The sequence below is a fragment of the Thalassotalea piscium genome, from assembly GCF_030295935.1.
Classification (GTDB): domain Bacteria; phylum Pseudomonadota; class Gammaproteobacteria; order Enterobacterales; family Alteromonadaceae; genus Thalassotalea_B; species Thalassotalea_B piscium.
The window spans coordinates 2,793,301-2,818,775 of sequence record NZ_AP027362.1; the positions used below are offsets into that span (position 1 = coordinate 2,793,301).

Annotated in this window: 24 protein-coding genes; 7 read left to right on the forward strand and 17 right to left on the reverse strand. The window is 37.6% G+C overall.

The features are described 5' to 3' along the window. Window positions 1–70 precede the first annotated feature (70 nt). The 12 genes from QUD79_RS12305 to murJ form a co-directional block, all read right to left on the reverse strand. Window positions 71–397, reverse strand: coding sequence for a TapY2 family type IVa secretion system protein (locus tag QUD79_RS12305; protein WP_184421801.1), 327 nt, complete (start codon window positions 395–397; stop codon window positions 71–73). Window position 398: 1 nt separating this feature from the next. Beyond that, the gene (locus QUD79_RS12310) at window positions 399–803 is read right to left on the reverse strand and encodes a type IV pilin protein (protein WP_184421798.1); all 405 of its coding nucleotides are present in this window, start codon (window positions 801–803) and stop codon (window positions 399–401) included. Further along, window positions 803–4,408 (reverse strand): pilus assembly protein, encoded by a 3,606-nt coding sequence (locus QUD79_RS12315; RefSeq protein ID WP_184421795.1) that lies wholly within the window; start codon window positions 4,406–4,408, stop codon window positions 803–805. The genes QUD79_RS12310 and QUD79_RS12315 overlap by 1 nt, the downstream gene beginning before the upstream one ends. A gap of 38 nt (window positions 4,409–4,446) precedes the next feature. Next, window positions 4,447–4,980, reverse strand: coding sequence for a pilus assembly PilX family protein (locus tag QUD79_RS12320; protein WP_184421792.1), 534 nt, complete (start codon window positions 4,978–4,980; stop codon window positions 4,447–4,449). A 67-nt stretch (window positions 4,981–5,047) separates the two neighbouring features. Continuing rightward, window positions 5,048–5,995: a PilW family protein gene (locus QUD79_RS12325; RefSeq protein WP_184421789.1), complete on the reverse strand. Its 948-nt coding sequence runs from the start codon at window positions 5,993–5,995 to the stop codon at window positions 5,048–5,050. Between the two features lies 1 nt (window position 5,996). After that, window positions 5,997–6,542 (reverse strand): type IV pilus modification protein PilV, encoded by a 546-nt coding sequence (gene pilV, locus QUD79_RS12330; RefSeq protein ID WP_184421786.1) that lies wholly within the window; start codon window positions 6,540–6,542, stop codon window positions 5,997–5,999. 323 nt (window positions 6,543–6,865) lie between these two features. After that, the gene (ispH, locus tag QUD79_RS12335; RefSeq protein ID WP_184421784.1) at window positions 6,866–7,795 is read right to left on the reverse strand and encodes a 4-hydroxy-3-methylbut-2-enyl diphosphate reductase; all 930 of its coding nucleotides are present in this window, start codon (window positions 7,793–7,795) and stop codon (window positions 6,866–6,868) included. 11 nt (window positions 7,796–7,806) lie between these two features. Next, a complete protein-coding gene (gene fkpB, locus QUD79_RS12340; protein ID WP_184421781.1) occupies window positions 7,807–8,241 on the reverse strand; it encodes an FKBP-type peptidyl-prolyl cis-trans isomerase in 435 nt (144 codons plus the stop codon). Between the two features lie 3 nt (window positions 8,242–8,244). Then, complete coding sequence (lspA, locus tag QUD79_RS12345; protein ID WP_184421778.1) at window positions 8,245–8,760, reverse strand: signal peptidase II; 516 nt, start codon at window positions 8,758–8,760, stop codon at window positions 8,245–8,247. Between the two features lie 101 nt (window positions 8,761–8,861). After that, complete coding sequence (gene ileS, locus QUD79_RS12350) at window positions 8,862–11,699, reverse strand: isoleucine--tRNA ligase (RefSeq protein ID WP_184421775.1); 2,838 nt, start codon at window positions 11,697–11,699, stop codon at window positions 8,862–8,864. A gap of 30 nt (window positions 11,700–11,729) precedes the next feature. Continuing rightward, window positions 11,730–12,680 (reverse strand): bifunctional riboflavin kinase/FAD synthetase, encoded by a 951-nt coding sequence (gene ribF, locus QUD79_RS12355; RefSeq protein WP_184421772.1) that lies wholly within the window; start codon window positions 12,678–12,680, stop codon window positions 11,730–11,732. 133 nt (window positions 12,681–12,813) lie between these two features. Then, a complete protein-coding gene (gene murJ, locus QUD79_RS12360; RefSeq protein ID WP_184421769.1) occupies window positions 12,814–14,391 on the reverse strand; it encodes a murein biosynthesis integral membrane protein MurJ in 1,578 nt (525 codons plus the stop codon). A 467-nt stretch (window positions 14,392–14,858) separates the two neighbouring features. Between murJ and rpsT the strand changes: the two genes are divergently transcribed. From rpsT to QUD79_RS12375, 3 genes are all read left to right on the forward strand, one after another. Next, complete coding sequence (gene rpsT, locus QUD79_RS12365) at window positions 14,859–15,119, forward strand: 30S ribosomal protein S20 (protein WP_184421766.1); 261 nt, start codon at window positions 14,859–14,861, stop codon at window positions 15,117–15,119. Between the two features lie 177 nt (window positions 15,120–15,296). Further along, the gene (locus QUD79_RS12370; RefSeq protein WP_184421763.1) at window positions 15,297–16,952 is read left to right on the forward strand and encodes a DUF8614 domain-containing protein; all 1,656 of its coding nucleotides are present in this window, start codon (window positions 15,297–15,299) and stop codon (window positions 16,950–16,952) included. A gap of 522 nt (window positions 16,953–17,474) precedes the next feature. Further along, window positions 17,475–17,798, forward strand: a complete 324-nt coding sequence (locus tag QUD79_RS12375; protein WP_184421761.1) for a hypothetical protein — start codon at window positions 17,475–17,477, stop codon at window positions 17,796–17,798. A gap of 195 nt (window positions 17,799–17,993) precedes the next feature. Here QUD79_RS12375 and QUD79_RS12380 read toward each other — a convergent pair whose 3' ends face one another. The 3 genes from QUD79_RS12380 to QUD79_RS12390 form a co-directional block, all read right to left on the reverse strand. Then, on the reverse strand, window positions 17,994–18,419 hold the full coding sequence (locus QUD79_RS12380) for a DUF3010 family protein (RefSeq protein ID WP_184421758.1): 426 nt from the start codon (window positions 18,417–18,419) through the stop codon (window positions 17,994–17,996). A 263-nt stretch (window positions 18,420–18,682) separates the two neighbouring features. Further along, the gene (locus QUD79_RS12385; RefSeq protein ID WP_184421755.1) at window positions 18,683–18,922 is read right to left on the reverse strand and encodes a hypothetical protein; all 240 of its coding nucleotides are present in this window, start codon (window positions 18,920–18,922) and stop codon (window positions 18,683–18,685) included. A gap of 384 nt (window positions 18,923–19,306) precedes the next feature. After that, entirely contained in the window at window positions 19,307–19,792 is a 486-nt protein-coding gene (locus QUD79_RS12390) for a GNAT family N-acetyltransferase (RefSeq protein WP_184421752.1), read from the reverse strand. A 243-nt stretch (window positions 19,793–20,035) separates the two neighbouring features. Here QUD79_RS12390 and QUD79_RS12395 point away from each other — a divergent pair, with 243 nt between their 5' ends. The 4 genes from QUD79_RS12395 to QUD79_RS12410 all read left to right on the forward strand — a co-directional run bounded on the left by QUD79_RS12395 (window position 20,036) and on the right by QUD79_RS12410 (window position 23,898). Then, window positions 20,036–21,544 carry a dipeptidase gene (locus tag QUD79_RS12395; protein WP_184421749.1) on the forward strand — a complete coding sequence of 503 codons (1,509 nt, stop codon included), beginning with the start codon at window positions 20,036–20,038 and terminating at the stop codon, window positions 21,542–21,544. 26 nt (window positions 21,545–21,570) lie between these two features. Next, a complete protein-coding gene (locus QUD79_RS12400; RefSeq protein WP_184421746.1) occupies window positions 21,571–22,296 on the forward strand; it encodes an SDR family NAD(P)-dependent oxidoreductase in 726 nt (241 codons plus the stop codon). Window positions 22,297–22,314: 18 nt separating this feature from the next. Then, complete coding sequence (locus QUD79_RS12405) at window positions 22,315–23,172, forward strand: amidohydrolase family protein (protein WP_184421743.1); 858 nt, start codon at window positions 22,315–22,317, stop codon at window positions 23,170–23,172. A gap of 264 nt (window positions 23,173–23,436) precedes the next feature. Then, on the forward strand, window positions 23,437–23,898 hold the full coding sequence (locus QUD79_RS12410; protein ID WP_184421740.1) for an Lrp/AsnC family transcriptional regulator: 462 nt from the start codon (window positions 23,437–23,439) through the stop codon (window positions 23,896–23,898). Between the two features lie 4 nt (window positions 23,899–23,902). Here the strand turns inward: QUD79_RS12410 and QUD79_RS12415 are convergent, their stop codons facing one another. Both QUD79_RS12415 and QUD79_RS12420 read right to left on the reverse strand, forming a co-directional pair. Beyond that, window positions 23,903–24,247, reverse strand: a complete 345-nt coding sequence (locus tag QUD79_RS12415) for a YajD family HNH nuclease (RefSeq protein ID WP_184421738.1) — start codon at window positions 24,245–24,247, stop codon at window positions 23,903–23,905. 22 nt (window positions 24,248–24,269) lie between these two features. Then, entirely contained in the window at window positions 24,270–25,454 is a 1,185-nt protein-coding gene (locus tag QUD79_RS12420; protein WP_184421735.1) for a mandelate racemase/muconate lactonizing enzyme family protein, read from the reverse strand. Window positions 25,455–25,475: the final 21 nt, after the last annotated feature.

Genomic DNA, 25,475 nt, shown 5'->3' on the forward strand with positions numbered 1-25,475 from the left:
TACACAAAATGCGTTACAGGGTCCTTTCTATACATCATCATGAAGCTCATTAGTTTACATTTACTTTGGTTTACTTAGGAATAGTAGCTTCCAATTTATTTGCAATTGTACTCTTAAATTTATCTTTCTCTAAAGCACACTCTCTAACAGCATACACCTTAATTTTAGAGCTTTTATCGGCAGTGTAAACTTTCTGATTAACTAACATCCTAGGCAGTCTTTCATATTCAAGTTCGCTCAATCTTGCAAAGTAAATACTGTGGTCACCACCAAAAAGTTCAACAAAACATTTTACACTAATATTTGGCTTATCTGATTGCTGCGCCACTAACATAGGACTCACTAACGTCGCTGATGCCATTGTGAGTATAGCTAACATTGTATACTTAATATTCATATTATTGCTCCCAACAACTGCCTGCAGGTGTTTTTAATCCTGTTTCATTAATTGTTAACGTTGTACAGCCTGTATCTCCTGTTTGCGATGCTTTAGCTGTTGCCGTTAATATGAAGGTTGCCCCATTAACAGTCGCATCAATACTGTAATTACCTGACTCAGTTATGTATGGATCTTGGCTTAAACCAAGTTCCTTCATATCTTCAGTATAAGCGCGACTATCGGAATATAGTTGCTCTTGCAGGTTGGCTAAACGAAGCAATTCACGCTGTGGTTCTGCGCGATCAGATCGCATAACAAAACTGGTATAAGACGGATAGGCAATTGATGCTAAAATGCCAAGAATTGCTACCGTAATTAACAACTCAACCAGAGTAAAGCCTTTAAATTTATTTACGTTGTACATTACTGGTCCTCTTGAATATACAAGTGTGTTCTACTTGTACTTAAGGTAAATCCTACCGGAATAATTTTACGTCCTGTAATAATATTCCCTTCAGCTCGATCAACCGTATTAGGATCACCATCATCTTTAGGAACCACAATTAGTGTAGGGCTATCCAAGAAGGATTGATCGATTATAATCTTTCTATCTTTCTCATCAGTTACACCATCATTTTCCCATTTGTATATTTGTCGTCCTTGCGCTAAATCAACCGCGTACAAACGACCCACTCCCCCAGGAACCTGACACATTTGTACAACATTACTTGGTGGTGTATAAGAGGTAAAGTAGGCAACATTATTAATTGCGATTGCAGCCGAAGAGTTTTTCTCTCCGTCGGATTTAGCAAAATTAATAAACCACCCTTTCTTCTTACTTAATTTAATCGCCTCTTTTTCCCGATCAGCAACTGATAATGATGCGTTATCAAAAATACTAGTCGTTAAATCGTATAAATCACTGCTTGTACCTGAATGTGAAATCGTTGTAGGTGTCGGCGGTGTTGTACTACCTGAAAAAGAACGCGTATTAATATTCTCATCTTTAATCATAAAAAAGGTATCTTGACTATCGTTACCTAACGGATTAGTTCTATCACCAGTTCCAATCAATATAGCGTCGTATGGGGTTTCTTGTTGTCTAACAACTGTTTTCATGCCTCCACTACCATCTGATATTGTTGTTTGAATTGTTTCAGTAATGAATGCTCTAACAATCGATGGTTCATAAAAAAAGCGTCGATCTTCACTATTGCTTGTACCGCCAACCGAGGCTAATTTAAATACAGTCCAAGGGTTGCTAGAATCATTAGGATTGGCATCAGGCATATCCACTCGCCATAAATTACCACCGGTATCTCCTACATAAAGTCTATCTGCCAAACCATCGCCATTACTATCGAGAGGAGCAACACTTGAGGCTATGCTATCAGTTATTCCATTAAATTGGGTTGTACCACCAGAAGGTGCCAAACTCCATTTAAGCGCCCCTGTTTCTGCATCAACCATATATATTGCACGACCAATACTATCATCGGTACCGGCACCGGCTTGATCTTTATTAATATCGTAACCACCACCAAAAATAACAACAGGCTTTGCTACGGTTGCCGTCGCATTTATTTTTGAAAATGTTACTTTTGGCTGTGACCAAGACTGACCTAGCTCGCTAAAGCCACTAGTCGAGCTATCAATATGCCACAATAATTTTGGGGTAGTGGTACTAATATCAAGCGCGTAATAAGAATCACCACCTCGACGTAAACCAAAGAAAATCCAAACTTTATCGGTACCACTTATAATACCATCGCCATTATGATCTTGAACGTATGAAGTAATTTGACCATCAATTCCATAAACTTTATCAGCTGTTGAGAAATTCTCTCTGAGTGGCTTAATATTTTTGAAAAACTCTTTAGGCATAAAAGACCAAAGTTCATCAATATTATCATTTATATCTTCGAACATATGCAACATACCAGCATTAGTTCCAATAACAATACGAATTTTACCATTTCCATAATTAACAACTAAAGGCTTAGAGTGCAAAGGGTCACCAAACACATCATAACGTATATCTGTAGTGCTAGAATCTTCATCCTCATCATCTACATCAATACCTTTTGCCCAATCGATCATGTCATCAATTTCAGACTGGCTGTTGGTCACATCTAATTCAGTTGCTAAAGCAGCATTTGATCCAAAAGCGTTTTTACTATTTGTAGAGGTTAAAAGAGCTAATGAGCCCCCCGAGCCTATATTACTGTATATTGTTCGATTAGTTTTATTGCGCAGCATTTCGGCAACACCACCTTCTTCAACTGTTGCTCCATCAGGTGAAGCATTGCTAGGTGTCCAAAAACTACGAACATTGTCAGAAAAGTGACCTGAGTTAGTGTCAATAGCATCTACCCCATTAGCGCCTTTTTGAACACTGTTAAACACTTTATATTTTTTTAAGTTACCTTGCCAACGAGGACCATGCTGAGGGTTAAACATCGCATAATAAACAGAGTTAAGCGTTTCAGTGCGGTCAAAATTATTTGCTGCCACCGATGCTGAAGTTAAACTTTCATTACTTGGCTCTAAATTTTCTAATACGCTCAAAAGAGCAGCTGTTAATTGGCTACTATCGTTTGCTTTAAAATAAAGCCCTTTAGGGTTACCAAGTTTAGCCGTTTCTTTTAACAAAGGTTCAGCAGCATTGGCACCTGAACTAAAGCCAATTGGGAAGGTATCAACTGTCTGCTTATTCGGTAATAAAGCATTAACATCATGATTACGCATCCAACCCGCTAACGCAGCTAAATAATTGCCATTATACTTAGAACCATTAAAAGTATTGGTTGTAGTTGTGCCATCACCATTATCAACTACTTCGGTTAAATTTTTAATAAGACTATCAGCGCGATTATCATGAGTCGGCTCACCATCAGTAATTAAAATAACGTAAGCTTTACTATGACAATTACCAAAAGGCGATTGATACACCTTACTTACTTCTATTGATGTATCTCGGGGCGGCTTATTTTTAAGGCTATAATTTATCTGGTTATCATCATCACCATAAAGCACTGACTTTCCAGCAAAGTAACGCGATGCTTCATATAAAGTTTCGCACAGCGGTGTCCATGTTGTAGCTTTTAAGTCATCTTCAATTATTTCAATAATGTCCTTTTTATTGCTGGCATTCATTTCTTTAATACCTGCTACGATTCGGCCACCATTAGCATCATTATAATTGTCGCCATTATTGTAATTAAAAATTTGCAATCCAAAATCAACTGCAGGTGCCGCATTAATTACATTAACTATACTCTCTTTTGCGATATCCATTCTAGAGCGATTAACATTAGGTACCGACGTGCTATGATGCCACCGCAAATAATTATCGGTATAAAGCGTAACAAGCTCGCCAGTCCAACTAACGCTGGCTTTAGAATCTGCTAAGGTCCCGTAATAAATAGGATTTTGTTTTGTTCCCTTACCATCAACTGGATAACCATTTGACATAGCACCTTTTGTTTTCGGATCAATACCTAAGTTAACACTAGAGTCTACCGGTGGGTTAAAAGTTTCAGGTACTTGGCTTACGTCATCTTGACAGTCAATCACCTCAATATTTAAGCCATTATTATCTGGTATCTCTTCCCAACTACCCGAATTACCTTTGATTCTATATTCACGAATACGTCCTGTATAAAACCCCGTTTTTGCTAAAGTTTCTCGTGCTGTTGCACAGTTATTTATTGCAGCAAGAAAACGACGTTGTTCGGCATTTTTATTAGGTACGGGTAATGCCACACCATCAATGCCCCCTTTGGTAAAATAAGTATTGGTATTTTTCAGTGAATTATCGCCACCTATTGCCGGATAAGTTTTATTAGGATCATAACTTTCCTTTACGGTTTCCACCGTGCCCATACTACCCGAGTTATCAAAAATAATGAGTACTTGTGGCCGTTTACCAGACTGCTTAACGGTATTACTTATATATAACTCTATATCTTCACTATACGTAAAAAGCGAAACTAAGGTCAGTGCGCCTACCATTATTAACTTTTTCATATCAAGTTCCTCAAAATCCTTAAACGGGAAAGCGCTACTTATTTAAGTAACTCTTGCGCAATACCGGAATGTACAATTACTCTATTAGTTTGAACGCCACTCGAGTTTTCACGTCCGTATGTTTTAATAACTTGTGTTCTGAGTACGTTACAGCTAAAAACACTCGTAGAAGATGCACTACGTGAATGCGGACAATCACCTTCTAGCTTTAAATCATTATTAGCAATATCAATTAATGCCACTGTATTGGGTTTGAGTGATGCCGTTAAATTATTCTCTAACCCCGTAATTGGAAACTTCACCAGAGCAAAAGCAAAACCATTAGTTCCTGCAGCACCTGAAAGTTGATCTGCAATCACCTCATCATTCGCGCTTATTGCCTGCTGGGTAGCAATGACCTTTTCTTCGCTTGCGCCTGACATTCGCACATCGCTTGAAGTGTTTTGCATTAATGCAACAGCAACAGCTGTGAGTGCGATTAAAAAAACAAGCGATACAATTAACACAACCCCTTGTTGATATTGACCAATTCTTAATTGGTTATGTGATTTTATGGCATACAACTTTTTCATACCGAATCCTATTACTCTAACAAGTTTAGTCTAAAACTCTTTTTAAAAGAGAATAAATGTATATCTACTACCAACTAGTTACCCGTGCATTAAATAAGCTAACCGTACTAGAAAACAACAGCCGACGAAAATTATCATTCACGTTGTAAGTTAAGTCCCCTAATTGATAACTGTTTTTATTAGAATATTTATTATCGGGTTTTATACTACGAGCAAGAACATAGATCTTCATCGCAATAATGCGGCTATTATCACCTCTATCCCAGTAATTTTCTGTCATATTAATTGCAGGAATATAGGCATTCACAATACCATCGTCATCTGTATCGACCCCATACATAAAACGGACCATTTCAATACCATCGATGAGCGGGTCAAAGCTCATTGAATTTGTTAATCTTCCTTGCATTAATACTGGTACGTTATTAGCTCCATCACTCTTTACATAATAAACATGATGTTGATATTCCCATACTCGGCTATTATCAACAGCAGGTACAGCAGCCCCTGTAAATATTTGACCACCATTGGTATTTGTAACCATATAATAATTATTTAAAGTAGTAGGGTTAGCCACGGTATTTATAGCATTTCCCATAACTCGCTTGATTTGTAATATGTCAGAGCCAACAACTGCATCATTAATGCACCCCATATTAGCCGCCACAGTTGCTGTTTTTCCCCAAACCGTTCTAAAGTGCCCTAAAGCGGCAGGAAATGTTGCATTATTAAGACCTTCACCTGTACATTCATTTGCCGGTGCACCCGGTACAGTTGGGAATCCACTACGACTTAAAGTACCCGCATAGTCTCCCCAAAAATCAGCTTTTTGTAAATCTTGACTTAAGATACTTAAAGCAAATCTCCCATTTTCTTGCAGTTCACCATAAGTAGATGTTTCTACCGACGTTGTTTTCATTCCCACAAAAATACTTAAAACCCCCGCAAAAAGGACTAAGCCAATCGCAAGAGCAACAAATATTTCGATAATAGTGTAGCCAAGTTGTTTTTTCATATTAATAAATAAATGCCTCAATAGTAATTTGACGGCGCTTCTTACCTGAGGTTCCACAGGTTCCGGTACTACTATCGGTAATATTGGTACGACCTTGCCAACTGATAGTCACAGTTACTTGATTGATACTGGCAACAGTTATACAACCTCTAGCGCCGGTCAAGCCGCCAACTTTTTTCGTTCCCTGCAATACATCAGCGCCCATCAGGGCTAATTCCCATTCATATTGATCATTGGTTACCATTTCTGCAGCAGTGCAAATTGTGGCAGGGCTACTACACCGACTTGCTGGAACTGCATTAAGTGCTGCTCCATAATCAGTACCTGCATAACTCGCTAAAGTAGTAGCATCGTTGCTACGCATTCTTTCTAAAATATCTTGTGCAAGACCTGAAGCAAGAGCGCGCTGCATGGCATCAAAGCTTCCTTTTTTAGCCGTGGCTTGCATAGCTACAGCACCTAATATACCAGTAACCATTATCACCAAAGCAATTAATACTTCAATGAATGTCATACCATTTTGCTGTGATTTTTTATGGTTATACATTCAATACCTCTTTAGAGCTGACTAGTCTAAACATGCTTAAATTTAAATTAAGAAAATAGAAAAATAGAAATTGGATCGCTAAGAAGCAGGCATAAGAAAAAGACATTCTGAAAACTAAAAATGTCAAAAATTGTCGAACATATGTGTTAAAAATCACTAAAGTGAACCGCATTAACCCATACCTATTTCCATATAACGAATAATCATCCTAAATATTATATGACGCACAGTTATTATTCGTTTGAATGTAACTTACTTTAAAAATGCTGGCAAGATTTTATTACTGTGATTGATTTTTGCACAACTTTTCACCTAATCTAAGACTAGCGCAATTCTATCGGTACTGCAAATACTGTATTTTCTTCTCGTCCTGGAAATTCGATAACCTCTTGACCTCCCGCGATTTTTAGTGCTTCAATTACTTGCCTAACGAGTATATCTGGTGCCGAAGCGCCAGCGGTTACCCCTATTTTTTTCACGCCATCAAGCCATTGAGCTTCAATATTCTCTGCAGTATCAATAAGGTAAGATCTTGTGCCTATTTTTTCAGCGAGTTCTCGTAAGCGATTTGAATTTGAGCTATTTTTAGCGCCAACTACTAATAACATATCCACTTCATTTGCTATTGCACGCACCGCATCTTGTCTATTTTGTGTTGCATAGCAAATATCATCTTTACGTGGCCCCTGAATAGCTGGGAACTTAGCAATGAGTGCATCAATAACATCACTTGTATCGTCAACTGACAACGTAGTCTGGCTGCAAAAGTACAAGTGTTCAGCATTTTTCACAGTTAAGTTTTCAACATCTGCTGCAGACTCTACTAAATAAATACCGCCTTGCTCGCTTTCATACTGCCCCATTGTTCCTTCAACTTCAGGATGACCAGCATGTCCTATCAATACGCACTCAACGTTTTTTCTACTTGCACGAGAAACTTCCATGTGAACCTTGGTTACTAAAGGACAAGTAGCATCAAAGACTTTCAACCCTCTGTTTTTAGCTTCATTTCTCACTGCTTTAGACACACCGTGTGCTGAAAATATGACTGTGCTATCGTCAGGTACTTCATGAAGTTCATCAACAAAAACAGCCCCACGTTTTTTTAGACCATTTACAACAAATTTATTATGAACAACTTCGTGGCGAACATAGATAGGTGCATCAAAAAGATCAAGTGCTCTATCAACAATACTAATGGCTCGATCAACTCCTGCACAAAAGCCTCTAGGGTTTGCTAAAATAATTTCCATAGCACTATCTCCTATAATATTTCAACAACATCAATTACAAAAGTAACTGCTTGACCTGCCAAAGGATGATTAAAGTCTACAGTGACAGAGTTTCCTGATACCTCTTTAATCATTCCTGGTAGTTCAATACCGCCCGGTTGCGTAAAAGTAATAATATTACCTACTTTAGCAGGTGCTTCGGCTGAAAATTTACTGCTGTCTACATAGTGGAAGTTATCTGGATTAGGTTCACCAAAAGCGTCTACTGCTTCAAGCGTAAATTCTTTACTTTGCCCTGCTGACAACCCCAACAATTCTTGCTCAAATGCAGGTGAAATACTGTTATCACCCATAATTATTTTTGCCGGTTTATTATTTACTTTTGTGCTATCAGCAGCAGAGCCATCCGCTAACTTCATTGTAATGTGGACAATAATATGAGAATTTTTTTCAATTACTTTGTTCATAGTTTAATGCTCTTTAGCTTCTGAGGTTTGTTTTTTGATTTTCTCTTGTTTGAAAGAATCAATAATCATTAACGCTGCACCAATAAAAATCATAGAATCAGCCACATTAAATGCAGGCCAATGGCTACTTCCTATATAGAAATCAAGAAAGTCAATTACATAACCAAACAATACTCGATCGATTAAGTTACCTAAAGCGCCACTTAGCATACAAGCCAATGCTATTGCTAATAAGGGTTGACTCGATGGCGTTCGCTTTAACCAAACACTAAAAACAATACTCGCTACAAATGCAATTGCGGTAAAGAACCAACGCTGCCAGCCGCCTTGATCGGCTAAGAAGCTAAAAGCAGCTCCTAAATTATGTACATAAGTAATATTAAAAAATGGGAATACCTTTACAGACTCATAAAGTTCAAATGAATTTGCTACCCATTGTTTGGTTACTTGATCTAAAATTAAAAAGACAAAGGTGATCCACAACCAACGCAAACTCGTGTTACTTTTATTAACATTCATTTCTGTTTTAACCATTCTCAACAATAATACGGTTTAAATAAAAAGTGCCCGAGGCTACATTAATAGCCTGAGCACTCAAGTTAATTTAATAACAAAGCTTATTACGCAAATTGGCGCACTTCGCCATTGCCATCTACATTGGTAATACATCGCCCACATAAGTCTACATGTGTATCATCTTTACCAACGTCGTCAGTATAATGCCAGCAGCGCTCACACTTAGTGCCTGTTGACGCAGAAACCGACAGCCATAAACCTTCAACCTCAGTTGCTGTTGCTTCGTTAGGTGCCGATGTAACTACATTCACAGTAGCACTCGAAGTAATTAATACAAAGCGTAGTTCCTGCGCTAACTGGCTTAATTTACCTGCTAATGCCTCATTAACATACAAGGTTACATTTGCTTCAAGAGCTTTACCTACAACCTTTTCTTTACGTGCTAACTCAAGTGCTTTATTTACTTCAGCACGTACTTGTAAAATGCTAAACCAAAAGTCGTTACTAAATGCATATTCTTTTGGTAAATGTACTAACCCATCAAACCATACATTTGTGAAAACAAACTCTTCACGCGAACCCTTAACTGGTTCAGGTAATGCTTGCCAAATTTCTTGTGCAGTAAAAGATAAAATTGGCGCCATCCAGCGAGTCATGGCTTCAGCAACTAAGTACATAGCAGTTTGACATGAGCGACGCGCTACACTGTCTTCTTTGGCAGTGTATTGACGGTCTTTAATAATATCTAGATAAAAGCCACCCAACTCAGTAGTACAAAAGTTCATTAACTTGTGCACAACGTTATGAAATTCATACTTTTCATACGCTTCTACTATTTCATCTTGCAACTGTGCCGCTTTTCCTAAAACCCAACGGTCTAACGCCACCATATCTTCTGCTGCTACAGAATGTTTTGCTGGCACAAAACCATTTAGATTAGCTAATAGGAAGCGTGATGTGTTTCGTATACGGCGGTAAGCGTCTGCTTGGCGACTAAATATTTCATCAGAAACAGTAATTTCTTGAGTGTAGTTAACCGAAGCAACCCACAAACGCAAAACATCGGCACCTAATTTGTTAGTGATTTCAGAGGGGGTTACAACATTGCCTAATGATTTAGACATCTTGTGGCCTTTAACATCAACAGTAAAGCCATGTGTTAACACTTGGCCATACGGTGCAGTACCGTTCATAGCTACTGAAGAGATCATCGACGACATAAACCAGCCACGGTGCTGATCTGAACCCTCTAAATATAAGTCAGCACGTGTACTAAAGTCTTCACGTGAATCAATCACTGTTGAATGAGTAACGCCAGAATCAAACCATACATCTAAAGTATCTGGCACTTTAATATATTCATTAGCGTCATCACCAATTAGCTCATTAGCTTCAAGATCAAACCAAGCTTGAATACCAGATTTTTCAACGCGCAATGCGACTTCTTCAATTAATTCGAAGCTACGCGGATGCAATGCGCCGGTATCTTTATGAATAAAGAGTGCAATTGGTACACCCCATGTACGTTGGCGTGAAATACACCAATCAGGGCGACCTTCAACCATTGACTCAATCCGGCTTTGCCCCCACTCTGGGATCCACTCTGTTTTTTTAATTTCGGCTAACGAAGCTTGGCGTAAACCTTCTTTATCCATGCTAATAAACCATTGCGGCGTAGCACGGAAAATAATAGGTGTTTTATGGCGCCAGCAATGTGGGTATGAATGCTCATAGGCATGATGATGCATTAACGCACCACGTATATTTAATTCATCAACAATCGTCGCATTCGCTTTAAAAACATGCTGACCAGCAAATAATGGAGTATCTTCTAAAAATACACCATTAGCACCTACAGGATTGGCAATCTCTAAACCGTATTGCTTACTTACTGCAAAATCGTCTACACCATGGCCACCTGCTGTATGAACACAGCCGGTACCCGAATCAGTCGTAACATGGTCGCCACAAATAATTGGCACAGTAAATTCGTAAAAAGGATGTTGTACTTCTTGGCGATCCAGATCTGCGCCCTTGCAGAAGCCAAGCGCATGATATTTATTAATGCCAAATCGATCCATACACGACTGCACTAGATCTGAGGCTAATATTAAACGAAACTTACCTTGCTCGTTTTCACATTGCACTAAGCTATATTCAATATCAGGGTGTACACAAATTGCACGGTTTGCAGGCAGTGTCCAAGGTGTTGTAGTCCAAATCACAGTAGATATTTCACCTTCCCCCTCATGTCCTTCAGGGTGAGAAAATATACCGCTAATTGTTGAATCAACCACTTTGAACGCAACATCAATTGCAGGAGATTGTTTGTCTTTATATTCAACTTCAGCTTCCGCTAATGCAGAACCACAATCTGTACACCAATGAACAGGTTTAAAACCTTGCTGTATATGGCCATTTTTTGCAATTTTCCCTAACGCACGAATAATATTAGCTTCTGTACCAAAATCCATCGTTAAGTAAGGCTTATCCCAGTCAGCAAATACACCTAAACGTTTGAAGTCTTCACGTTGACCATCAACTTGCTTTATCGCATAGTCACGACACTTTTGACGAAACTCTGCTGCAGAAACTTTATGTCCTGGTTTGCCTACTTTCTTTTCTACCATTAGCTCTATTGGTAAGCCGTGACAATCCCAACCAGGTACATAAGGAGAATCAAAGTCAGAAAGGGTTTTAGACTTAACAATAATATCTTTTAAAATTTTATTAACCGCGTGACCTAAGTGAATATTACCATTTGCATACGGAGGGCCGTCATGCAAAATAAACGACTTTTTACCCTTTTTAGCAGCGCGAATTTTACTGTAAAGATCTTTACTAGCCCAATCTTTAAGCATATGCGGTTCACGATTTGCCATATTACCTTTCATAGGGAATGCAGTATCTGGCAAATTCAGGGTATGTTTATAATCACTCATTTAAATTCATATCCGTTATTATTAATGTGGTTAATTTTTCAAGTTAATGTCCGAAATTACTTTACGGGCGTTATTACAGTCAATAGCTATTTGCGCTGTTAGCTCAGTTAGTGATGCAAATCTTATCTCTTCTCGAAGTTTATATAACAATTCAACTTCAATAATTTGCCCATATATTATCTGTTCAAAATCAAATATATGAACTTCTAGTTGTTGCCTAACACCCAATATCGTTGGACGTTGACCAATATTGGCAACTCCATCAAACGCACCATATTGGGTGTGAACTTTAACAACATAAACCCCAGACACTGGAGAAACTCTGCGTTTGAGTAAAATATTAGCTGTCGGAAAGCCTAGTTCTCGACCGCGTTTATCACCATGGAAAACACGTCCAATTATCGCATACGGGCGACCAAGCATTTTTTCAGCATCAGCTAAGTTGCCTTCCACTAATGCCTTTCTTATTTCAGTGCTACTAATGCGACAGTTTTCAAGTTTAAAACTTGCGGTATCTGACACAGTAAAGTTAAATCTTTTACCAGCAGCTAACAACATAGAAAAATCGCCTTTACGATTTTTCCCAAAATGAAAGTCGTCGCCAATAATTAAATGTTTAATATTTAATTTATTAACCAATAAGTGTTCAACAAATTCTGTCGCTGATAAATTTGAAAACTTACGGTTAAAATTAACACAAATTAAATAATCGACACCTAATCGCTTTAACAATACGTACTTATCTCTTAAACGCGTTAACCTCGCTGGTGCAGTATTAGGTGAAAACAACTCTTGAGGTTGTGGTTCAAATACCATTACCGCCGACGGTACACCTCTAGCTTTTGCCTTTGCCACTAGTGCGTTAATAACCCGACCATGGCCCAAATGAACACCATCAAAATTACCAATAGTTAACACACACCCCTGACGAGAAAACTGCGTTTTTAACTCGATATTGTGTATGCCACGAACTAACTGCATTTAGCTAAAAACCTTCCAAGCTCGGCCACGATCATTAAAGTCTCATGGTAGTATTTATAAAAAATCGACGAATTATAGCTTAGTCGCTAATAAGATTCAGCCCTTGAACGCAATTTGTTCAAATAAATTTTGCTCAGGAAGTTACCTTAAAATCTTTAAATCGAACGCCAAGTATCAGTATGCTAATAAAATACGTAACCACCCCTGCTACAATGCAATATATCAATTTAATAAGTTGTTCTAAAACAGTTAATTGCAACCAAACATTAAAAGACGGAGACAACCAGTAGACTATTGCTGCCATTAGCGCAGATGACATCATAATTTTAATGATAAATACTTTGGTTTGCTTAGACAGTTGATAAACGTTATTCGTTTTTAAGCCATGATATAATAAATAAGCATTCAACGTCGCTGACATTGACGTCGCTAGGGCCAAACCAACATAACCTAAAAATGGCGCAAGCATTAGGTTAAAAATCATATTAGCAGCCATTGCTTTAATCGCAATTTTTACTGGGGTTTTAGTGTCTTGTCTCGCGTAATAACCGGGCGCAAGAATTTTAATAAACATAAAACTCAACAAGCCTGATAAGTAAGCAAATAGCGCAAAAGAAACTTGAACCACTTCAAACTCAGTAAATTCACCTCGCATAAATAGCACCATGATAATAGGCTGTGCCAATATCATTAACCCAGCAAGCGCTGGCCAACCAAATACAGAAATAACCCGAATCCCCCAGTCTAATGTTTGCGTAAATTCATTAGTATTTTTAGTCGCATGAAGCCGCGCTAAGCTTGGTAGAATTACAGTAGCAATACCAATACCAAAAAGCCCTAATGGAAACTCTAATAAACGGTCTGCATAATAAAGCCAGCTGATTGACCCCGTAATTAAAAAGCTCGCAATTAACGTATCTAACAATAGGTTTATTTGGGTTACTGATACACCAAACAACGCGGGAATAATTAGCTTTCTAATCTTAATTACACCTGGCGCATGCCACGCCCACTTTGGTTTAACAAGTACGCCCGCTTGAATTAAAAACGGTATTTGAAATAAAAATTGTACAACACCGCCAAGGAATACCCCCCAAGCTAATGCAAATTGAGGCTCCGAAAACCAAGACTGCCCAACTATCGCCATACCAATAATACAAACATTTAGTAGAACAGGCGTAAACGCAGCAACAGCAAACTTACCTAGGGTATTTAGTACAGCCCCCGCTAAAGCGGTTAATGTGATAAACCACAGATATGGGAAAGTTATTTTTAACAGTACTGCAGCTAAAGTAAACTTATCTGCAGCTTCTCCATCGTTAAACCAGTCTAAAAACCAGCCAAAACCGAATAAAGCAACCAGTAAAGGAGAGCCAATAACCCCGATGAGAGTAACAACAGTTACTATAACGCCTAAGGTGCCAGAAACTTGCGCAATAAGCTCTCGAGTTTGCGTATGGTTTTCATCGCCTTGTTCAATATCTTTCTCATGGTATTGAGCCAGTACAGGTACAAATGCTTGCGCAAAGGCTCCTTCGCCAAACAACCGTCTTAAAAAATTAGGGATTTTATTAGCAAAAAAGAATACATCAGCCGCGGCACTCGCACCAATAAAGCTAGCGATAACAACATCTCTTAACAAACCTAAGATTCGGGAAATTAATGTCATCACACTTACAATAATGCCTGACTTAACTAACTTTCTACTCAACGGGTAGCCTCATTCATAAAGCTAAAAAAAAACTAGTAATAGAAACTAGTTGCGATAATAAGTAAAACTCACGATATACCAGTTTCATTGATTAGGTGTTCTAATTCATACACATAAAAAACAGTCAAAGACAAAGCATCAATTTTAATCACTCTTTGATCAGACAATTATCAAATAAATAACGCAGTTGTAGTTTGTTTTAACCAATAGAAATGGTCACATAATTAGTGAAGTTGATATTAATTGTTATTATGCTGTCAACCCTGCGTTTTAAACAAGAGATAACTGCTGTTATTTTTCCACAATGGTATAAAAGACACAAAATAATCTGTATCATTAAGTAACTGACTACTTGATCCGCGATATTTTTTAAATAAAACCGCTAAAAGATTTGACAAAGTCGGTAAAAAAAGGCATATTTCGTCGCCTTAAATTTAAGCTATATTTAATCATTTTAGGAGTTCACCTTGGCTAACTCAAAGCAAGCTAAGAAACGTGCGGTTCAATCAGAAAAACGCCGTCAACATAATGCAAGTCGTCGTTCAATGATGCGCACTTTATTAAAGAAAGTAATCGCTGCCATTGAAGCCGGTGACAAAGAAGCTGCAACAAAAGAATTTGCTGCTGCTACACCAATCCTTGACCGTTATGCAGTTAAGGGCCTTATTCACAAGAATAAAGCTGCTCGTAGTAAAAGTCGTTTAAACGCGGCGATTAAAGCACTTTAATTGTTGTTTAATTAATTTAAAAAACCGGCTTATGCCGGTTTTTTTATACCCAAAATACATCAAATTCTCTAAACAAGCTTAAAATAGGTTTATATCTAACTTATTTTTAGCTAGCCCCTTGTCTTATTGCCTTATTTTTTTTAGTCTCTAGCCGTTAATAAAAATAAGGCTACCCTAATGAAAAAAACAACTCTTGCAATGGCATTGCTTGTTGCAACAACGGCACTCAGTGCTTGTAAAGATGCCCCAACATCAACTTCAAGCCCTGCACCTACACTAACACCTGAATATAATGATAAATTAGATATATACCAAACCATTAAGCTTACAACAGATTTAAGCCACTTAACTCAAGATCAACATCAAATGTTAGGTTTGCTAATTGAAGCCTCTGACATCATGGATAATTTATTTTGGCAGCAAGCTTTTGGTAAAGACAAAGATGCTTTTCTTGCTGGTATACAAGATGAAAAAGTTCGTGAATTTACCAAAATCAATTATGGTCCTTGGGACAGGCTAAATGGTGATAAAGCGTTTTTAACCAATACAGCACCAAAACATGCAGGTGCACAGTTTTATCCTGCAGATATGACTAAAGCAGAGTTTGAAGCAAGTGAACTAGATGATAAGAAAGGCCTATACAGTCTGATAAAACGTAATCAGCAAGGTGAATTAATTTCTGTCGCATACTCAGAAGCCTACAGCGATGAACTTAACCGTGCAGCAGTCATTCTTGAAAAAGCATCTACATTAGCTAAAGACAAAGAATTTGCTAACTATTTAGCTTTACGAGCAAAAGCGCTTCGTGATGATAATTATCAAGCGTCTGATCTTGCTTGGATGGATATGAAAAGCAATCAAATTGATGTTGTTATTGGTCCTATTGAAACCTATGAAGACCAGCTATTTGGTTACCGCGCAGCATTCGAGTCATACGTGTTAATTAAAGATATGGCATGGAGCGAAAAGCTTGCTAAATACGCCGCCTTTTTACCTGAGCTTCAAAAAGGTTTACCCGTTGCTAAGAAATATAAAGCAGAAGTGCCTGGTTCAGATGCTGATTTAAATGCTTACGATGTAATTTATTACTCAGGACATGCTAATGCTGGCGGTAAAACAATTGCAATTAATTTACCAAACGATGAGCAAGTACAACTAGAAAAAGGAACTCGTAGGTTACAACTAAAAAATGCGATGCGTGCAAAATATGATGCAATTCTTGCTCCGATCGCTGAGACATTAATTGTTCCTGAGCAGCGTAAAAATGTAACTTTTAATGCGTTTTTTGCTAATACTATGTTTCATGAAGTTGCACACGGATTAGGAATAAAAAACACTATTAATGATAAGGGAACAGTTCGCCAAGCATTGAAAGAGCACGCTTCAGCTCTAGAAGAAGGTAAAGCTGATATTTTAGGTTTATACATGATCAGCCAACTGCTAGAAAAAGGTGAAATTGATGAAGGTGTTCTAGCTGATTATTACACTACGTTCTTGGCAGGCATTTTTCGTTCAGTAAGATTTGGTGCAAGTTCTGCTCATGGTAAAGCAAATATGGTTAGGTTTAATTATTTTGCTGATCATGGGGCCTTTGATCGCAACGAAGAAGGTTTATACAGCGTAAACATGGACAAAATGGGTGAAGCAATTGATTCACTTTCTGCACTTATTCTCGAGCTGCAAGGTAATGGTGATTACCAAGGCGTGGCAAACTTAGTTAACGATAGTGGCTATATAGGCGATACATTAGCACAAGATTTAGAGAAATTATCACAAGCTGATATTCCGGTAGACATTGTATTTGAACAAGGAAAAAAAGTTTTAGGACTATAATTTAACTAAGCTTAAATTTCACAAAATATAGCCCAAGGTGCAATGTTAACGCCATTGGGCTTTTTTATTTTTAGCTTTTAACGTGGTTATTTTGTTTTTTACTATAATTAATTTAACGCTAACCGGGTTAAATTAATTATGGGTAAAGCATATTATGCCAATTTCATTAATTAAGCTGTCTATTTTATACGCAGGAAAAACAGTCAAATACAAGGTATTTATTTTTATAACTAGTTGTTCAGGACAATAAAGCTCCTGCATTGTCCACATAAGCTACATTCATGTAGCGATAATTATAAAATAAATAACGAAGTAGTTGATTGTTTTAGCCAGTAGAAATGATCACATAGTTAGTAAGATTGGTATTACACTCGATGGTTAGTCTTAAGTTTATTATTTTCTTATTCAAGTATTGCCAATGCACAAGAGGTTACTGCCTCTACTGAGCTGCTTAGCCCTTATCAGGTATTAGATGAAGAAAATCAACTCACGGGCTTCTCTACCGCTGCAGTTAACGCACTTGTGAGTTGTATTAACGACATCCTTACGATTGAAGTGTTAACTTGCAAGCGCGCTTATCGTGATGTTCAACAAAACAAAAATACACTAATATTTTATATTTATCGAGGGCCAAGCCGTGAGCAGCAATTTGAGTGGATCGGACAGCTTGACGACAATATTCATAATTTTTATGCATTAAGAAGTAATCAGTCAGTCCATTGTTATTCTGAAGAAGCAAGTCAAAAATTAATAACCGCTGTCGTCGTAAACTCGTATGAAGATGCTGCGCTAACAGAGCGAGGCTACAAAAACCTTGTTCGTGTAAGCAGGGAAATCTACAGATGATCTTATTAAGCTTTTTCCAATTTCAAATTGGGGAGGTGGCCTTTATACAGCTATGAATAAAGAAAGCGATGAGGAAATGGTATTAACAATATAGGCAAGCATACTGAACACTGATGAACAAAGGTGTTATCAAAAAGCTCAAAAAAGAGTATTTTAATTTTAACTACATCGCCCCTTAATAAGGGACTAATTAAATTAGTTAGTCTCTAAAAAGGCAAAAGCTGTTGAAAAAGCCTCTTCTTGAAACTTCTTTAAACCTGTATCTCGAAAATCAATATTAACTTGTGTTTTCGCCCACGCAGATTTGATGTAGGTACTTGATACAATACTAACACTCATATCATCAATCAATTGTATTGCTGCTTCTAATTTAAAGCCAACAGGGCCACCAGAAAACTTACCTTTAAGTGCGCGCCCTTTAATAACAACATGATCAATCTTATAATCACTTAACAGTTTAGCAAAAGTAAATTGAAACCTTTTTACTTGCTCTGCATCACCTGCATCGTCGATACTAATTTTAGGTACACGAATATGTGGAATATCATAAAGACCATTTTCGCGTGTCATCACACAAATTATCGCATCGTTACCTTTTAACTCTACACCACAAACTCTCATTCTTTGCCTCTTTGTATTTATCTATCCTAACTAGGTTAATACCAATCTCACTAATTATGTGATCATTTCTACTTGTTAAAACAATCAACTACTGCGTTATTTATTTTATAATTAGAACAACTAGTTATGAAAATAAATGTCTTGTATTTGACTGTTTTCACTGCGTATAAAATAGATCACTTATTTAATGAAACTGGTATAAGATCTATTTATCCCTATTTACTATAAGTAGATTATACGTAAGAACGACGTTGACTACAGCGTTAATTACTTTCTTTTTTGAGTTTAATGATTAAATCTATATGCGGTATGAGCTCTTCAATTTCACGAATATGGCCTCTCAGCGAAAGCCACTGAGTTAATTCAAGCTTTCCTGAGTCAAGAATAGCTCTTTTTAATTCACTTACTAGTGAGTTGCCATCGCTTTGCTCAATAAACTCATTAATACGCAGCAAGTCATCTAAATCTGCTTGGGATAAAATATTTACTTCTGTATTAGCCATTAACCATACTCGCCTTAAAAAGAACAACAGCTAAAAGTATAGTGTTAAATTTCAGTTTTACCTCTTTAAATTCTACATTTTTAACACGCTAAGCTGTGCAAAAAAGAGGACTAACCCTAGGGGCTATTGATCTTTCAGTTTATAGCTCTGTTGTACTTGAATAAGGTGTCAATCGAGGCGCTTAATGTAATATTTGGTTGTTCAAAATGCACATTAAGCAACAAAGAGTGACCCTTTTTCAAGACAACCCAAAGGGCTATGGTTGTTTTTTAACCTAACTACGTTAAAAAATCGTTAAGGTAGAATTACTACATCGCACTATTTTCGCCTTGTTATCTTAAAAAATAGCCTATAGCAGAGCCTAAAAGGAAAGATCAACAGCCCCTAGTTTTTTTGAGCAAATTCATTTAGTGTTTTTCCTGACATTCTATAGCCAATCCATTCGTTTTGAGGCTCTGCACCTAACGATTCATAAAATTCTCTAGAGGGAGTGTTCCAATCTAAACAACTCCACTCAAAACGACCACACCCTTTATCAACAGCTATTTGCGCCAATTTTTTCAATAGTGCAATACCAGCTCCCTTACCTCGATGCTCTAAAGATACATACAAATCTTCTAGATAAAGCCCTGGCTTGGCAAGCCAAGTTGAGTAATTATAAAAATATACTGAAAAGCCAATAGCTTCCCCATTAAGCTCACAAATAAGTCCATACACACCACTGTGCTTACTAAACATACTTTCTTTGATGGTGTCTGTAGTTGCTAGCACTTCATGCTCTGCTTTTTCATAAATAGCTAACTCACGAATAAAATACAAAATAATATCGCAATCATTTTCCGTTGCTTGGCGTATTGTTAATTGAGACATAAATAATTCCTTAAAACTTCTTAGCTGTGCAATTTAACGCTATTTAAGTGTAAAAGGAAGAACTCGCTCACTGCTTAATACCAATCTTTTCGTTATAATGTAGTGAGTTAATAATAAGAATATTGGATAACATCGACAAACTCGCCAATGTTATCCAAACCAACAAACCTAAATGTTGCGTAGAACTGAACTAATGTATAGTCTGACGCTCTATTAATGTGCGACTTAATATAAGGAAAACCTGTGTTTAAATTATTCTCACTACTACCACTGTTGACACTGCCACTCTTAGTAAGCCCTTCATTCGCTGCTCCGGTTAGTGATCTTGCTGATAAAACAGCTGAATATGCTGTGGCTACTTATACTGAATCGATGGTGAAAAGTTTAGCTGAGCTCGTTAAACACAATACGGTTGCTCAAGAAGGCATTGCCTCTACCGAAAACCCCGCACATATAGCATTTAAAGCCGAATTGGAAAAACAAGCCAAGAACTTAGGATTAGACTTTACTGATCACGGTTATATTGTTGTTATCGGTTTAGGAGACAATAAGGAGCGCGTCGGTATAATCACCCACGGTGACATTCAACCTGTCAATCCAAGTAAGTGGGCTAAATCACCTTTCGAATTAGATACTACTACCGAGCCTGGCAAATTAATCGCTCGTGGAACTGAAGACGACAAGGGTCCTATTTCAACAGCATTATTCGCAATGAAAGCCATAAAAGATAAAGGTATTCAACTCAATAAACGCCTCGAATTATATGTATATATGGCGGAAGAGTCTGATTGGGGGCCTTTACAAGAATATGTTAACAATAATGAGCTACCGCAAACTAACATCACTATTGATGCTTCATATCCGGTTGTAACCGCAGAAAAAGGCTATGGAACGTTAAAAATAGCCTTTAACAAGCAAAAACCGCCTACTATTGGGGCTTATCTTAGCCATTTTGAGGGTGGATATTTTGGCAGCCAAATACCTGAAGATGCCAAAGCCGTTATTGAAAATGCAACTGTTCAACTACTAAATTCTTTAATGAATAAAGCGCAAACTTACCATGACGGCATTAACTTTAATTTTGAATTAAAAGCTAAGCAATTAGTCATTACCGCATTAGGTAAATCAGCTCATTCATCAGAGCCGGAAGGCGGCGTAAATGCCATACCGTACCTAGCTGATTTACTTTCAGATACTCGTTGGGACAATAACGGAGCAGGCACTCTTGTTAACTTTATTAATGACAATATAGGCTTAGGCTTAGAAGGTAAAAAATTCGGTAAAATAGCTTACCATGATGATTTTATGGGCCCAATGACCGTATCCCCCACAGTAATTAAACAGCACGATAGTAATATTGAGTTAAACATTAATATTCGTCGCCCTAAAGGTAAAACTGCGCAGCAATTACGCAGTGAAATTACCGACACGATCGCTAAGTGGAAACTCAATAATTTAGCTGACATTACCGAGCTAGATCATTACATTGGTGAACCATTTGTACAAAATGATGCGCCACACATCTATACGCTGCTAAATGTTTTTTCAAAATACACCGGAATAAAAGATGCTAAGCCAGTTTCTATTGGCGGTGGCACTAACTCTCGTCTGTTTCCTAACGCAGTGTCGTTTGGCCCCTCAATGCCAAACACTATTTATACTGGCCACTCAGAGCATGAGTTTATTACCATGAAGCAATTTATTCTTAATTTAAAAATGTATACCGCAGTAATGGTAGAGTTGGCTCAATAGAACTTAGCAAAATAGGTATAATTTTTATGAAAAAAGTATGTGTGGTTACTGGCGGTAGTTCAGGCATTGGCCTAAGTATTGTTAAGTTATTTTTAAACAATAACTATCACGTTTTCAACTTAGATCGAAACCCCAGTAACTTTGGTAAATTCTGCTATTGCGACATAACCTGTCATCAACAAGTGACGCAAATCATTACTGAAATAGCTGAACACCACACTATTGATGTGTTAGTTTCCAACGCTGGCATTCACTTTTCTGCTAATATTGAGAACACTAGCGAAGATGACCTTATCAACGTTTTTAACATCAATGTTAAAGGTGCGTATTCAGCAGTAAAAGCCGTACTTCCCTCAATGAAAGCACAAAAAAATGGCGCTATTGTAATTATTGCGTCTGACCAAGCCTTAGTAGCAAAACATAACTCATTTGCCTATAACCTTAGTAAAAGTGCATTAGCCTCACTGGCAAAAACAACTGCTTTAGATTACGCCCCATTTAATATCAGAGCCAATGCTATTTGCCCAGGCACTATCGAAACACCACTTTATCATCAAGCCATTAATAATTACTGTGAACATTCTGGTGCCAATAAAGACCTAGTGCACCAAGAAGAAGCCGCATTACAGCCTTTAAACCGTTTGGGGCAGCCTGAAGAAGTTGCCCAATTAGCATTGTTTTTAGCGTCAGACAAAGCAACATTTATCACTGGCAGCCTGCAAGTTATCGATGGCGGTTATACCGTACAATAATACGAGTCACTCACTAAAATGAAGATAATCGATAGTCACGTTCACTTTTTTGACCTAGCACACGGTGACTATCACTGGCTTAAACCCGAAACCCCACCTTTCTGGCCAGACAAACAAGTTATTAATAAAAGCTTTACTGAGCACGATTTAGTGTTACTCAATCCATTAACAATTGGTGGCTTTGTTCATATTGAAGCAGGTTATAATAACCAAGCTCCTTGGCAAGAAATTTCATGGTTAGAGCAAAGCTGCCAGTTGCCCTTTCGCAGCATTGCTAACATTAACTTAACTTTACCAAGCAACGAATTTCAACAACAAATAAAAAAGCTAATAACCTACCCCTCAGTAGTGGGTTGTCGACATATATTAGACCAACACGCCTTAGCACTCCTGACAAATAAACAAGTAAAAAATAACTTTGGGGTATTAAATCAGCAGTCATTAAATTTTGAAGTACAAATGCATTTTTCAGATCATCAGGCTGTTAATGCTTTACAAGCAGTGATCATTAACAACCCTCGAATTAATTTTATTATTAATCATGCAGGGTTACCCATAGCACAAGAGTACAATGACTCAATTGTTGCATTATGGCGCCAAGGACTAGCGATAGTTGCTCAACAACAGAATGTTGCAATTAAGTGCTCTGGCTGGGAGATGCTTGAACGTAACTATAACGAAAACATCTGCAAAGAAATAATAGAGTACTGTCTTACGCTTTTTGGTGCTAACAGAGTAATGATCAGCAGTAACTTTCCTTTAACTTTATTCAGCCACAGCTATCAAGATTATTGGAACATGATCATCAGAACAAATATTAAAAATCTTCAGTGCTTACTGCATGACAATAGCCAGCACTGGTATAGCTTTACATAAAAACCTAATTTTTAGAAATATTATTCTAATACCAGTTTCATTAATTAAGTGATCTATTTTATACGCAGTGAAAACAGTCAAATACAAGGCATTTATTTTTATAACTAGTTGTTCTAATTATAAAATAAATAACGCAGTAGTTGACTGTTTTAGCCAGTAGAAATAATCACATAGTTAGTGAGATTGGTATAACATACCTGTTGCATGCAAATTCAAAAACTGAAATAGTAGATAAACAAGAATATAGAGTACAAAAAAGCCATTATGGATAAATTCGATAAACACATACTCAGTATACTTCAACAAGACTGCACGGCTGCAGTAAGTGAAGTAGCAGCACAAGTCGGCCTTTCAACCACACCATGTTGGCGCCGTATTCAAGCAATGGAAAAGTCAGGTGTTATTCGAGGTCGGGTTGCGTTAACCAATGCAGAAATGCTTAATGTTGGCTTAACGGTTTTCGTTATTATTAGAACCAACCAACATAACCCAGACTGGCTAAATACTTTTGCAAAAATAGCCGATGAATTTCAAGAAATAATCGAGTTTTATCGCATGAGTGGCGACGTAGACTATCTACTAAAAGTAGTAGTACCCGACATGAAAGCTTATGATCACTTTTATAAAAAGTTAATCGACAAAGCTAGCTTTGCAGACATAAGTTCAAGCTTTGCGATGGAAGAAATTAAATACACCACCGCATTACCTGTTGATTACTTACCGTAGCTCACTACTTTTTCATTAACGACTTTAACTCTGCAAACGGGTTATAAGTAGCGGTATCTTGATTACTATCGCCTGCTTTTATTTCCGTTTTATACTGTGCATGATCTGTATATTTCGCATGCTCATTATCATGACAGTATATGCATAACAATTCCCAATTGCTGCCATCATTAGGGTTGTTTGTGTGGTCATGATCAACATGATGAACAGTTAACTCTTTTAAATTTGAATAGACAAATTCACGCGCACAGCGTCCACAAATCCATGGATAAAGCTTCAGCGCTTTATCTCGATAGCCCTGCTCTTTTTGTTTATAATTGGCACTTGTGCCAAACTTATCTGAAGCCATATTATTCTCTTTTGTTAAACCTTTACTTTAACGACGTAACCGTTAAATGGGGTGAACGCTTTACCACTTCATCATTTAATTCAATGCCAATACCTGGTGTTTCTGATACTTCAAAAAAACCATTTACTGGCTGAGGGTCTTGAATACATAATTCTCGATTCCATGATTTAATCGCATAAGTGTGATGCTCATGAATTAAAAAGTTGGGTATTGCCGTTTCTAAATGTAACGAAGCTGCCGTTGCTACAGGCCCACCACAGACATGTGCTTGTATACGAATATCGTACACATCAGCATAGTCACACACCTTTTTACTCTCAGTAAAACCACCACAAAGACCAACATCTGGTTGCAGCACATCAATACTTTGATCTTCAAAATACTGACGTACATCCCATCTATGATATAAACGTTCGCCACCAGCAATTGGAACATTAACGCGATCTGACACTTTTTTATGCACTTTAGGGTTTAAATAATTAACTGGCTCTTCGTACATCATGCAGCCAACTTCTTCCACTATTTCACCCATTTGAATCGCAGATGCGGCTCCCATCAATGAATGTGATTCAAAAATAATATCAACATCTTCGCCAACAGCATCTCTTATTGCGCGTAGTCTATCGCCAAAAAGACGCATTTGCGGACGGGTAAATAATTTAGTGCGATCAAACGAAGAACTACCATCAGCGTTATATACAATAGGGTCTACCTTTACTGCGTCGTACCCTTGCGCTACTGCTTTTAAAGCGGCTTGTGCATATTCTTCAGGTTGAATTAACTTTTTACATTCTTTATCCCAGTCAAACTGCAATTGACTCGCATAGGTTCTAAGCTTATCGTTAACCTTTCCACCAAGTAATTGGTAAACAGGCACACCTAAAGCTTTCCCTTTTATATCCCATAATGCAGTGTCTATGGCACTCATTGCAGCATATAGAACCGGTCCGCCACCTAAACCCCAAAAGCTCTCCCTTAACATACGTGACCATAACAATTCTGTTTGCATAGGGTTAAAACCAATCAGTACTGCTTCAGCAATTTCTTTGATCATTGCTGCAGCAGCACTGTGCCCCCAGTCGTAAGCTAAACCAGCTTCACCAAGCCCAACAAGACCTTCATCAGTATATACTCTTACAAAAACAGGCGTCCATGCTGGACGATCAGGGCATTCAATATCAAAAATTTCTACTTTGGTAATTTTCATTAAATTTCTCGTATAATTAAT

Excerpts from the sequence above, each read along its gene's own strand:
- QUD79_RS12305 (WP_184421801.1), bottom strand. The coding sequence starts at position 397 with ATGAATATTAAGTATACAATGTTAGCTATACTCACAATGGCATCAGCG.
- pilV (WP_184421786.1), bottom strand. The coding sequence starts at position 6,542 with ATGTATAACCATAAAAAATCACAGCAAAATGGTATGACATTCATTGAA.
- QUD79_RS12320 (WP_184421792.1), bottom strand. The coding sequence starts at position 4,980 with ATGAAAAAGTTGTATGCCATAAAATCACATAACCAATTAAGAATTGGT.
- QUD79_RS12415 (WP_184421738.1), bottom strand. The coding sequence starts at position 24,247 with ATGGCTTCAGATAAGTTTGGCACAAGTGCCAATTATAAACAAAAAGAG.
- QUD79_RS12390 (WP_184421752.1), bottom strand. The coding sequence starts at position 19,792 with ATGTCTCAATTAACAATACGCCAAGCAACGGAAAATGATTGCGATATT.
- QUD79_RS12420 (WP_184421735.1), bottom strand. The coding sequence starts at position 25,454 with ATGAAAATTACCAAAGTAGAAATTTTTGATATTGAATGCCCTGATCGT.
- QUD79_RS12405 (WP_184421743.1), top strand. The coding sequence starts at position 22,315 with ATGAAGATAATCGATAGTCACGTTCACTTTTTTGACCTAGCACACGGT.
- fkpB (WP_184421781.1), bottom strand. The coding sequence starts at position 8,241 with ATGAACAAAGTAATTGAAAAAAATTCTCATATTATTGTCCACATTACA.
- QUD79_RS12325 (WP_184421789.1), bottom strand. The coding sequence starts at position 5,995 with ATGAAAAAACAACTTGGCTACACTATTATCGAAATATTTGTTGCTCTT.
- QUD79_RS12380 (WP_184421758.1), bottom strand. The coding sequence starts at position 18,419 with ATGAGAGTTTGTGGTGTAGAGTTAAAAGGTAACGATGCGATAATTTGT.
- ileS (WP_184421775.1), bottom strand. The coding sequence starts at position 11,699 with ATGAGTGATTATAAACATACCCTGAATTTGCCAGATACTGCATTCCCT.
- QUD79_RS12385 (WP_184421755.1), bottom strand. The coding sequence starts at position 18,922 with ATGGCTAATACAGAAGTAAATATTTTATCCCAAGCAGATTTAGATGAC.
- QUD79_RS12400 (WP_184421746.1), top strand. The coding sequence starts at position 21,571 with ATGAAAAAAGTATGTGTGGTTACTGGCGGTAGTTCAGGCATTGGCCTA.
- lspA (WP_184421778.1), bottom strand. The coding sequence starts at position 8,760 with ATGAATGTTAATAAAAGTAACACGAGTTTGCGTTGGTTGTGGATCACC.
- QUD79_RS12370 (WP_184421763.1), top strand. The coding sequence starts at position 15,297 with ATGAAAAAAACAACTCTTGCAATGGCATTGCTTGTTGCAACAACGGCA.
- ispH (WP_184421784.1), bottom strand. The coding sequence starts at position 7,795 with ATGGAAATTATTTTAGCAAACCCTAGAGGCTTTTGTGCAGGAGTTGAT.
- QUD79_RS12315 (WP_184421795.1), bottom strand. The coding sequence starts at position 4,408 with ATGAAAAAGTTAATAATGGTAGGCGCACTGACCTTAGTTTCGCTTTTT.
- QUD79_RS12310 (WP_184421798.1), bottom strand. The coding sequence starts at position 803 with ATGTACAACGTAAATAAATTTAAAGGCTTTACTCTGGTTGAGTTGTTA.
- ribF (WP_184421772.1), bottom strand. The coding sequence starts at position 12,680 with ATGCAGTTAGTTCGTGGCATACACAATATCGAGTTAAAAACGCAGTTT.
- QUD79_RS12410 (WP_184421740.1), top strand. The coding sequence starts at position 23,437 with ATGGATAAATTCGATAAACACATACTCAGTATACTTCAACAAGACTGC.